This is a genomic window from Phytohabitans kaempferiae (assembly GCF_042433955.1).
Classification (GTDB): Bacteria; Actinomycetota; Actinomycetes; order Mycobacteriales; family Micromonosporaceae; genus Phytohabitans; species Phytohabitans kaempferiae.
In genome coordinates, this window is sequence record NZ_JBHLUH010000077.1 from 1 (window position 1) to 10,639 (window position 10,639).

Sequence of the window (10,639 nt, forward strand, 5' to 3'; positions counted from 1 at the left end):
ACCCTCGACCTCGCCGCATAACCACCACCTCAACCAAAACCCATCCCACGCCGCTTCCGGACGCGGGACGCTGCCCCGCGTCCGGTCACCGTCGATTTTCGAGTTAGCTCAGACCTCGATGCCCTACCAAGACCCGACCCCAGAGATGCTAGAAAAGCAAGCCGCCGACATCGCCGCAGCCGAACGCATATTCACGGTATCTACGGCCATCGCCGGCGCATTAGCTCTCATCGGCCTGGCAGCCTTCTTCTACTCCCGGATGCACCGACAGACCCGTACGACCCACCACGGACACAGCTAGCGCCATAGCTCGTCGGCGGCGAGAAGAGACGCCAGCTCGGCCATGCCGTCGATGATGGCGTCGGCCTTGGCGAGGCGAGTGCGCTTGCCGGGCTTGTTGGCGTAGCCGATGACGGGCACCTGGGCGGCGTCGACGTCGCTCGTCGAGTCACCGATCAGCAAGCACTCCTCGGGCTCGGCGCCCAACTCGCGAACGGCAGCGAGTATCGGCCACGGATTCGGCTTCATCCGGGCGGGGTCGGCGAATGCGCGCCCGATGATCGGGTGCACGTAGCCGACCAGCCGGCGTTCGGTCAGGTAGGCGCGCACGGTGCGGCCGGCGTAGTGGCCCGGCTGCGCTAGTGGCCCGTGGATGGCCCACAACATGATCCGTGATCCCGGGAAATCGAAAGCCCTGGTTGGGATGCACGTCATGACCAGGGCTCGAACCTTTGGAGCGGGTGACGGGAATCGAACCCGCACTGTCAGCTTGGGAAATTGGTTAGCTTCGATGTTTTTGATCCGGATCGATCCCGAGAAGCCGCTCTGACCTGGCAGTTCTTGTCAAGGTCATCCGGCGGCCTCCGGGGCCACGTGGATGGGTCCGGCGCCGTTCCCCAACAGAATCCCAACAAGGATTCGAACCTGGATCCTCAGTTTGAAGGGGAGACGGCGCCGGTTCGGGGCCTCCAAGAAGGAGGTCCATCGATATGCCAGTGCCCACCTACCCAACATCGCCGCGTACGTCTTCCGCGTCGCCGCGTTGCCCAGCTGCCCAGGCTGACGATCCACGTTCGTGCGATGGCGCCGTCGACGCGGTGCGCATCGTGGACCGGGCCGGGGCCAGCACTGCTGGCTGCATCCTGCATGGTGCGGTGCTGCTGGCCTCGCTCGACGGCGGCCGGGTGTACCTGCTCAACGGGCCCGCTGGCTCGGCGATCGCGGTCTACCGGCTGGCACGGGAGCTGTCTGCATTCGACTTCCCGCGAGGGCTCGGCCGATGAAGGCGGCTCGGGTCGAAGGCGTGGTCCAGGTCGTCATCATGCTCGCGATCGGTGGAGCGGCCGGAGCGGCGAGCTTCACCCACGTACACAACGTCGCCGCCGCTCATGGCCAGGGTGGGTGGCTGGCCTGGGCGGACGCGGTGGTGCTGGAGCTGATGTCCATCGCGTCCGGACTGGAGATGCGGCGCCGGAAGCGGCAACACAAGCCGGTGGCCTTCCCCGCCACGGTGCTGGTATGCGCGGTGGCGATGTCCATCTCGGCCCAGGTCGTCGAGGCCGAGCGGTCGGTGATCGGCTGGATCGCCGCGGCGGTGCCTGCGGTCGGCTTCCTGGTGATGGTCAAGATCGCCCTCGGACGGGCTGACGCCGGGCGATCCGTCGACACGCAGACCGAAGCGGAGCCGATCCGGACGGTGTCGAGCAAGGAGTCCTCGGTCCCGGATGGCGCTCACGTCCTCGGGGCTGTCCCGTCCATGGCGCTCCAGGTCCCGGACGAAGTCGGCGTGTCCGAGGAGCGTCCCACACCGGCGGTCGCCCGGCCGCCTGGCGCGGTCAACGGTGATGGGGACGGTCCCGTAGTCACACGCTTGGTCCCGGACCCGGAGTCACGGTCCGGGACCGCGGGGACCGGTGTCCGGGACCGGTCCGCAGAGCCACGACGGTCCGACCTCTTCGATCCAGCCGAGGTCACCGACGTCGTCCACGTGCTCGCTGCGGCGGCCGCAGCCCGGGACGCGCTCGCTGCTCAGGGCCGTCCGCTGACCCGTACCGCCCTCACCGAGCAGCTTCGCCGCGATGGCCACGCCTTGTCGAACGCGCGTGCCTCACTCCTAGTCAAGATCCTCAAGGCGGAGGTGACGATAGAGGACCGGTCCGCATAGCCAGCGCTCGTCGGGCGGTTGCCAGCCCACCGCCCGACGAACGGGCTTCTCGCGGCGGCACCTCGCTGTGGCATTTCCGCACCGCCGAGCATCCTGGAAGACCAGTCGGAGCTGGCGTCACGGTCCAAATCGTGACAGCCTGACCGACCCGGGATTCGCGCCGCTAACCGCCGGCAGCGTTAGCCGTCACCCCTCCATGACTGCTCGGCCGCACTCCAACTGCCGCGGGTCACGGCTTCACTGATCACTGGATCGGCGAACGCCGTCACGGTCGCCAGCACCACGTCGAACTGCTGTGGTAGCCGATCGTCGAGTCGCTGCCTACGCCGCCAGGCGGCCCACCGCGCCTGGCCGACCGCTGCGTATCCATCGAGCACTTGATCCAATGTCGCCAGCCGTGCCTTACGATGTTCCGCCACCCGCTGTATGGCCATGGCCAACTCGGCAGCATCGATGTCGTGGCGGCGCGCCAGGGTGTAGATGTCGGCGAAATCCCGCCAGCGAGTGTTGGCGACACCTCGTTGGATCGCCGTGACGATCTTCTCCGCGTGGACCATCGGGAGCGGATACCCGACGAGAACGATCTGGCCGTCGAGCAGGCGTGGCAGGGCCACCTGCTGAGGTGGAGGCCAGATCGGGTCACCGACGTTGATATCCACGTGGAGCGCCAGCCTGGCGGCGGACAACTCGGCGGTGAGGCTGACGCGTACCCCGCTGTAGACGTCCTCCTCGCGGATCCCCTCGGCTCTGGCCTGATCCGCGTGGAACAGCAGGCCATCGTCGAGCGTGATCCGAGCGATGTCGCGCACGATTGCCAAGACCTGATCGAGATCATTGGAGATGTATCGACCTTGCAGGTCGATATCGCGGGTCGGGCGGCGTGTCTCATACGCGGCCAGCAGCACTCCACCTTTCAGCACCAGCTTGTCGGCGTGACGTGAGGCGACCAGCCTGGCGAGGAAGCCTTCGAGGCCATAGATCTGGTGAAGTTCGTCCGTGGGCCTGCCTTGACGTCGGGCGAGGTTCTGCAGGTCCAGATAGGCCCGACCGGCGGTTGTTGCCCGGGTAGGGCGGTCGTTCACAGGAGAATCTCCAACGCCTCTCGCAACGCCTTGCCCGTCGCGGGGAAGTGGGCCGCCATCTGCAGCAGGTCAGATGGCATCACCCCTGGGCGAGCCAGCCACCGTTTCAAGGCGTTATATCCCAACTCTGGTCCCTCCTGATGCCGAAGTCGGATCGCGTCGATGATGGTGCGCTCGGGCCCGTACAGACCGATGGATGTTGTTTCGTCGAGTGGCATCTCGGTGCGCCCGACGTCGAATGTCTCCGGATCGAAGGAGTGCCACCTAACCGGGGCCGTTGTCGCCGGGCGGTGCTGCCCGCGGGGAAGAGCCACATCTGTCGCGGCTGGGATCTCATCCGTCAGGCCGTGCTGAGCCAACGCTGTGGTCAGGCACAACGTTGACCGCGGGGCACGTTGCGCGATCTCCAACAGGTCGGGGTCCCCCAGAGCACCGATGTCGGTACGCCGGAAATGTCCGTAGCCAAGCGCCTCGACCATGCCATCGTCGCGCAGGCGGTAGAGCTCCCGGTCTGTTAGGCCAGCCCGCCGCGCCTGGGCACGAGTGAAGAGGGCCGGCAACCCTCGCAGCGGATCACCGGAGCTAGCCATCGCCTGGACCACGTAAAAAATCCTATACAGGCACCCACTAGGTGTGCAGAGTTTTCCACAACCGGCCTCCCCGCAGGCCGCGGGATTCTCCTCATCTCGAACCGGGGGTCGATGAACCCTCCCTGGACGCCAGACACCAAAGGGACCAGCAGAGAAGGATGGGGACGAGCGTCGAGTAGAGAGAAGGTGACCACCATTACGTCGAGCAAGGCTAGGCACATCTCCGCCCACGAGCTGGCGCGTCAGCAGGGTGTACGCCCCGTCATGTCCGTGGATGAGCTGGCTCGGCCCGACCTGTTCGAGTCAGACGAGGAGCTTGACGAGTTCCTGGCTGATCTCAGAGCGTCTCGTAGGCGAGCATGGCACGGCGAGCTGGATCGTCTTCTATCCCAGGGCCTTCTATGACCGGTAACTGAATCCGCAGCGTGTTCGGTTTTGGAGGCCGGTCAGTGTTACTGAACGCATCAACAAACTGAACGCTTGCCCGCACCCCACCACGGCGAGAGCGAGTTTGTTGGCGACCTCGCTCGTCCTCGCTAGCGGCGTAACGCGCGCATCGGTGAACATCATGGTCGCTCGTCATTCGAGGTTGAGGAGCCGTCGCATGCGCTCGAGGACGGCTGGCCAGAGGTTGGGCGCAAGGCTGGAGCGAAGCTGCTCGGCCAGGTCGAGCGCGAACGCATCGATCGCCGTTTGAGCCGGCGGGCGAAACATCGGCGGCTCCGCAGCCACATCGAATGCGTGCCGCTTGGCGTCCAGCGGCAAGATGCTTGTTAATCTTTCGACTTCCGGTCGTCGCTCTGGCAGCGTGGCCACCACTTGCGATGTCCCCAGGGCATCCGGCGCTGAGCTGCCCTGCGAGACCGGCGGGAGGGGTAGATGTGCGCCTACGGCGACGACGTGCAGGTAGCGCGTCGGCCGGGTCAGCGCGACGTACAAAAGACGATGACCCCTCTCGTCCTCGTCACAGATGTGCTCCGGCTCGACGACCACGACTGCGTCGAACTCCAGCCCCTTCGCCTCCTGAGGGCTGACAAGATTGATACGCCCGAGGTCGCCGCCCGCGGCATACCACTGGATATCTTGATCACGAAGCTCTGCTTCGACTTCCTCCCGGCAACGGCCGGGGCAGATGATGCCCACAGAGCGACCCTTCGCGGCGTGAAAGCTGGCAGCTTCCACAACGGTCCTCGCTCGGTCTGTATCGCTGACACGCTGGAGAGATGGCTCAGAGGGGCCGTCCCTGACGATAGTGGGCGGCTCGACCGCCGGCGCCGCGATCGCCAGCAGCGGAGCGGCAAGTTCGAAGATTTGCCTCGGCACTCGGTACCCGTACTTGAGTGTCTGGATGCTCTGCGGCAGATCCGACGGCAGGTGCGCCAGCACGTCATCCCAGTCGTCGCGTGCCCACAGGCCGGTCGATTGGGCAATATCTCCGACGATCGTCATCGAGCCTGTCGCCGAGCGGCGGGAAACCGAACGCAGCTGCATCGGTGAGAGGTCTTGGGCCTCGTCGACGATGACATGAGCAAACTGCTCGCTGACACCGTTAATTAGGTCTTCCAGTTCATCCAGCAGTGGAAGATCTGCATCGGTCCACGTCTCATCGGTGATCCGTTCCGCGGGCCGGCGGTGCAGTGCGGCTATCTCGCGGGCGGTGAAATCATCGCCTGCAGCCGCGATGAGGCGTTCCCGCGACCCGAAGAGGTCTCGAAGAGCGGCCGCAGGCGTGAAGCTTGGCCAGATGCGCTCCAGCAGAGGATCGACAACAGCGCGGACGCTTTCGGGAGCGGTCCTGAGCTGTTCTGCCACATGATCGGTCAAGAGTCCACGAAAGATCTGCCGGCGTTCGGCGAAGGTCCCCACGGTGACCCTCGCCGTGGTAACGGCTTGGTGCAGATCAGTCGATGTCAGGGTCAGTGGACGCCCACCGACCGTGGCGTGCATCGGCCGGTCGGCGGCAGCGAAGCAATCCGAGCATAGAGGGCCCGTCGTAGCAGTCCGGCCATCCTCGCCTCGCCTTTCAGGCGAGTGAGATGGGAGGGCTCCGACCGGCCCTGCTTCACCGGCGGGTGCAGTTGGCCGATGGCCCGTTGCTCCACGCCCAGATCGCCCAGGGCTGGAAGCACAGTGCGCGTATACCGGGTAAATGTTGACGAAGGACCGATGATCAAGACGTCCGCAGCGGCCAGACTTTCCCGGTTGTCGTACAGCAGCCAGGAAACCCGATGTAGTGCCACGGCGGTCTTGCCCGTGCCGGGGCCTCCCTGGATGACGAGCAACTGTTGGAGCGGGGTGCGGATCAGCTCGTACTGCGCCGCCTGGATAGTGCGGACGATCTCCTGCATCGCGCCGGTACGGTCACGGTTGAGATCCGCCAGCAGGGCGTCGTCCGGTACGTCGCCGGCCTCAAGATCGGCGACCGAGGCGGACAGCTCCGCGAAGACGATGTCGTCGAAGCTGACGACCCGGTTGCCGATGCAGGTGAAGTTTCGCTTCCGCCGTAGCCCGTGGGGGTCCCGGTGTGTCGCCTTGTAGAACGGTGCTGCCGCCGGTGCCTTCCAGTTGACCACCAGGACGTTGCGGGTCTCGTCGCGGATGCCGTAGTGGCCGATGTAGAAGGTCTCGCCGTCGTCACTGTCCACCCGTGCGAACGCCACCGGGTCGTCCGGCTCACCGAGCCTCTCGATCAGCTTGTCGGTCTCGCGACGGAGGCGAACGGCGGCTCCGCTATTGACTGCCGCCGCCGGCGCGAGAGCAAGGGCGGCCCGCATGCGTTCGCGCTCCACCGCGGCTGCCTCGAAGTAGCGCTGCTCACGAAGGAGTTCTTCCGTCAAGGGTGCTCCCTGGTTCAAAGGCATTGGTCAAGGCAAACGAGCCGAGCGAGTTTCGGTGGATGGGTCGACGGGTGGCCGCGCCCCACCAGCCGCCACACTCCTCAGATCGTCTCTACCACTGCTGGGAGCACCTTGTAGATCCCCATCGCACGACTGTCTCGGATCCGACACCATGGACGGCAGGAACCGTGGATAGGCGTGCAGGCAGATTGCGGGCCGCGAAAAGGCCAGAGCCTACCGCCCGTAAGAAGGCGCCGAGCTAGACCTCACCACGACGAGGTTCGGGGACATGCACCGCCGGCATCGGCAACGCATCGCAGTGATACCACTGGAACTCGCCATCCATTCCTAGCGCAGCATCACCAAGGCAAACGCGAAGCAGCCCTTGATGCGCGTTACACGCATAGCCAACCACGATGGTCTTCGGTGGTGGATTCATGTTTGCCAGGATCTCGCTGATCTGTGCGACGTCTGGTTCATCGTCATCCTTAGGCATCGACGGCAACGGCATCTGTTGGTACCGCGGCTCCGGCCCGAAGTGCGCCAATATCGATCGAGCCAATAGGCCCAGCGATTTTCCTGGGCGAACCTCACGCATATCGACACCCGCCTGCTTGCCGTAGTGCCACGGAAGTAGGACATGTCCGCCCACGATGATGAGCTGATAGAACGCGCGCGTTGGGCGGATCGGCATAGCATTTGGCAGAGCCTGCAGGTGCGTAACCAGTTCCTCGTACTGCAACGGCCATCTTGCACTACCGAAAGCGTGATTGGTATTCATCTGCGAGGCGACATGCGCGTCCAACGCCCTCCGCACCGCAGCAGCCAGAGCCATCGGTACTCGATGCCACAACTCTGCGGCCAGCTTGTCGCCGAACCGATCGATAACCCAGGGGGCAGGCTGCGCCATCGCGTCAGTCCGCACGCCACCACCACCTTGCGTCATCGACCAGTTACATAACGTATCGATGATTGCACGTGGAAAAGATCATCTGAAGAGTTGCCGGCATAGATCCCTCGCCCAGACCGGGTTGCCCGACCACACAGCGCCTTGATCGAAGAAATTAGCCGGTCGGACACGGACCAGAGCCGAATGTCGACGGCAGCTCAGCGCCCGATTGGGCAGACTCCCGTATGTCCACTCAGGACTTCTGATGCCTCGGCGGGAAGGGTGTCATGAGAAGGCGCCGCGTGGGTTTGCTTGACATCGGCCTCGACTCCTACTTCGACAAGGCCATGGCGTTCGTCCAATCGACGATCGAGAACATCAACGTGGACTACGACGAACCCGTGATCGACGTCGACTTCGTCCGATCTCGCGATCCTGACACGGTTCTCACGGCGTTCACTGCGTCCTGTGATGTTCTGCATGTGATGGCGCATGGCGATCACAGCATCTCGCCGACGTTCAGTAGCAGCGACGAGAAGACCAACATCTCACTCGAAGATCTTGGTGAGCGTGCTGCCGACCAGGGCCGAGGCATCTCGGCTGGCGCGATCCTCGCTGACGGATGCAAGACCGGTACCGGCGTCTGGCAGAAGGCAGTGCGCGACTGCCTGCAGGGCGAAGTCACCTACATAGGTACCTCTGCCAAGATCGGGTGGCATGAGAGCACCGTCTTCTGTTCGGCGTTCTACGGCGCGCTCTTCCGCAACAAAGGCAAGGGACTGTCCCCTGCGGAACAGGCCGAGGACGCGGCAAACCGCGCGCAGGAGGCATATGTGTTGCTGACCGACCGGAGCTGCCCGTACAGGGTGATGACGCTGGCTCCAAGCAGACGCGCGAGACAAGTCTTCGTGTGAGGGTTTGGACGAAACCGCTGGTGATGCCGGTCCCTACGCTCTCGGGCATCATCAGAAATTTACTGCGGCGACGACCACCTCAACGCAGCGCTTCCGATCTGGCGCGCGGCTGGCTCGTCACTGAGTCTGGCTGCGAGAGTGGACGCGGCCAGGTCAGGGGGCAGGGCTTCGGCGAACTTCAGTCCGCGTACCGCCTCCTCGGCAATAACCGGCGGGGGGAGTTCGCCCGCCATGACCTCGTCAAGCGCGGTTCGGAACTCCTTACGCCCGATCTCCGCGCGCAGCCGTAAGCAGTGGTTCTCAGGACGTTCGTCCGCTTCCACAACGTGCTCCAAGGCAGCGGCCAGCGTCGCGTTGCCTCGGCCACCGGCCCACGTCCACCAACACAGCTCGTCGTCGCGGCGCTCGATCACCGTCCCGGACTCCCAGACCTGGTGGCTCGACTCCTGGCGAAGCGTGCCCAACGCCTTCTCCGCCCGCTGGGACAGCTCGACGTCCGGCGTTTTGCCTAGCAGTACGGAGCGCTGGGCTTGGCTCAGCTCGTATGACTCGGGCGGCAGCGCGCCCTGCCACAGGCTGCGAGCTGGCAGGTCGCTGGGCTCGACGTAACAGCGGTGGCGGTTCCAGTCGACATGCGTCACCCGCCAGGCTCGACCACCGAGGGCGAGCACCCGCGGGCCTTCGGTCTTGCGCATCAGCATGAGCGGATCGGCGGCGCCGACCTCGTGCCGGCCATAGAGGACGACGAATTGTGGTGCGGCGGTGAAGACGGCGAGCAGCTCCATGAAGTTGCGCCGGCCGTACTGCCGCTCGGCCTCGGGCCCGATGAACAGCATCCCGCCGTCGTGCTCAAGGTGTCCGGTCTCGACCAGCCATCGTGCGACCTCGGAGGCAGTGTCGTCGAAGATGGGCAGGTCGCCCCACCACTCGCGCCAGACGTTCTCGCCGACTCGGCCTTCTTGCAGACAGAGAGCGAGTAGCTGTTGCGCGCTGATGTGCCGAGGGCTGGGTGGTGCTTGTACCGGCTCTACGAACCCGTCGCGCCACAGCGACAGCAGTCCGGCGGCCCGCAGCAGCGCGTCGCGCCTGGTCGCGAGGAACAGGGTGTTGCGGCTGCTGCCGGCCCGACGGCCGGTGCGGCCGAGTCGCTGAAGGAACGAAGCCACGGTGCGCGGCGCGTCGATCTGGATGACCCGGTCGAGGTCGCCGACGTCGATGCCCAGTTCCAGCGTTGATGTCGAGACGATGACGCAGTCGCGGGCCTCGGCGAACGCTTTCTCCGCCTCATGGCGCTCCTGTGCGGACAGCGACGAGTGCGAGACAAACGTGGTCACTGATTTGCCGCGCAGCGCCAACGCGAGCGCCTCGACCTGGCTGCGCGTCTCACAGAACACAAGCCGCTTCTCACCCTGGTGCAGCGCGCTGATGACGGTGGCCGCGTTGGGCATGCTGCCCACATAGTCAAGACCGACCTCCGCGGCGGGCGCGGTCGCAGGCGAAGTGCCAGCCAGCACGACCGCTGGGCGGTTTGCCGCGCCGGCGCCCTGTAGCCAGCCGAGGAGCTGTTCGGGGTTGCCGACGGTTGCCGACAGGCCGATTCGCTGGAGCGGGCGTCCCGCCAGCCTGCCTAAGCGTTCCAGGACGGCCAGCAGGTGCCAGCCGCGGTCGTCGCCGGCGAAGGCGTGCACTTCGTCGACGATGACAGTGCGCACATCCGCGAAGAACTCGCACGGGTTGACCAGCGACGAGACGAGCAGGGATTCGATCGACTCGGGTGTGGTGAGCAGGATGTCCGGTCGCTCGACGCGCATGCGGCGACGCTGGGTCTGGGTGGTGTCGCCGTGCCAGAGCCCGGCGTCGCGACCGACCCATCTGGCGTACGCGTCCACGCGTGGGTGGAGGTTGTTGAGCAGTGCGCGGAGTGGGCAGACGTACAGCACCGACAGGCCACGCCAGCCGTTCTCGATCATCGCGGTGAGTATCGGGAAGACGGCCGCCTCGGTCTTGCCACCTGCGGTGGGGGCCAGCAGCAGCGCGTCCGCGCCGTCCGTCAGCGGCTCGATCGCCATCTCCTGCAGCGGGCGAAGCGACGGCCAGCCGAGGGTGTTGACGATGTGGTGCACGACGCTCGGGTGGAGCCGGTCGATGCCGGTCACGGCGCCG

11 protein-coding genes are annotated in these 10,639 nt (G+C 65.3%); 4 read left to right on the forward strand and 7 right to left on the reverse strand.

Annotated elements, in window-relative coordinates; genetic code table 11:
- On the forward strand, nucleotides 1-301 hold a 301-nt coding region (locus ACFFIA_RS34790), incomplete at its 5' end, for a hypothetical protein (RefSeq protein WP_377259563.1).
- Here the strand turns inward: ACFFIA_RS34790 and ACFFIA_RS34795 are convergent.
- A complete protein-coding gene (locus ACFFIA_RS34795; protein ID WP_377259566.1) occupies nucleotides 298-666 on the reverse strand; it encodes an HAD family hydrolase in 369 nt (122 codons plus the stop codon). The two genes, ACFFIA_RS34790 and ACFFIA_RS34795, sit on opposite strands and share 4 nt — an antisense overlap.
- Before the next feature lie 431 nt (nucleotides 667-1,097).
- On the opposite strand from ACFFIA_RS34795, the gene ACFFIA_RS34800 reads away from it, so the two are divergent.
- Nucleotides 1,098-1,283, forward strand: coding sequence for a hypothetical protein (locus ACFFIA_RS34800; protein WP_377259569.1), 186 nt, complete (start codon nucleotides 1,098-1,100; stop codon nucleotides 1,281-1,283).
- Entirely contained in the window at nucleotides 1,280-2,164 is an 885-nt protein-coding gene (locus ACFFIA_RS34805; protein WP_377259572.1) for a DUF2637 domain-containing protein, read from the forward strand. Before ACFFIA_RS34800 ends, ACFFIA_RS34805 begins: the two co-directional genes overlap by 4 nt.
- 179 nt (nucleotides 2,165-2,343) lie before the next feature.
- Here the strand turns inward: ACFFIA_RS34805 and ACFFIA_RS34810 are convergent, their stop codons facing one another.
- The 5 genes from ACFFIA_RS34810 to ACFFIA_RS34830 form a co-directional block, all read right to left on the reverse strand.
- A complete protein-coding gene (locus tag ACFFIA_RS34810; protein WP_377259575.1) occupies nucleotides 2,344-3,246 on the reverse strand; it encodes a nucleotidyl transferase AbiEii/AbiGii toxin family protein in 903 nt (300 codons plus the stop codon).
- A complete protein-coding gene (locus ACFFIA_RS34815; protein ID WP_377259578.1) occupies nucleotides 3,243-3,848 on the reverse strand; it encodes a type IV toxin-antitoxin system AbiEi family antitoxin domain-containing protein in 606 nt (201 codons plus the stop codon). The genes ACFFIA_RS34810 and ACFFIA_RS34815 overlap by 4 nt, the downstream gene beginning before the upstream one ends.
- Before the next feature lie 567 nt (nucleotides 3,849-4,415).
- Nucleotides 4,416-5,702 (reverse strand): ATP-binding domain-containing protein, encoded by a 1,287-nt coding sequence (locus ACFFIA_RS34820; RefSeq protein WP_377259581.1) that lies wholly within the window; start codon nucleotides 5,700-5,702, stop codon nucleotides 4,416-4,418.
- 50 nt (nucleotides 5,703-5,752) lie between these two features.
- A complete protein-coding gene (locus ACFFIA_RS34825) occupies nucleotides 5,753-6,673 on the reverse strand; it encodes a helicase domain-containing protein (protein WP_377259584.1) in 921 nt (306 codons plus the stop codon).
- Between the two features lie 259 nt (nucleotides 6,674-6,932).
- Complete coding sequence (locus ACFFIA_RS34830; RefSeq protein WP_377259587.1) at nucleotides 6,933-7,598, reverse strand: hypothetical protein; 666 nt, start codon at nucleotides 7,596-7,598, stop codon at nucleotides 6,933-6,935.
- Nucleotides 7,599-7,864: 266 nt separating this feature from the next.
- Here ACFFIA_RS34830 and ACFFIA_RS34835 point away from each other — a divergent pair, with 266 nt between their 5' ends.
- A complete protein-coding gene (locus tag ACFFIA_RS34835) occupies nucleotides 7,865-8,476 on the forward strand; it encodes a hypothetical protein (protein ID WP_377259590.1) in 612 nt (203 codons plus the stop codon).
- A gap of 59 nt (nucleotides 8,477-8,535) precedes the next feature.
- Here the strand turns inward: ACFFIA_RS34835 and ACFFIA_RS34840 are convergent, their stop codons facing one another.
- Nucleotides 8,536-10,632 carry a DEAD/DEAH box helicase gene (locus tag ACFFIA_RS34840; protein ID WP_377259593.1) on the reverse strand — a complete coding sequence of 699 codons (2,097 nt, stop codon included), beginning with the start codon at nucleotides 10,630-10,632 and terminating at the stop codon, nucleotides 8,536-8,538.
- Nucleotides 10,633-10,639 lie beyond the last annotated feature (7 nt).

Coding starts and splice junctions, on each gene's coding strand:
- ACFFIA_RS34795 (WP_377259566.1), bottom strand. CDS start 666: ATGTTGTGGGCCATCCACGGGCCACTAGCGCAGCCGGGCCACTACGCC.
- ACFFIA_RS34805 (WP_377259572.1), top strand. CDS start 1,280: ATGAAGGCGGCTCGGGTCGAAGGCGTGGTCCAGGTCGTCATCATGCTC.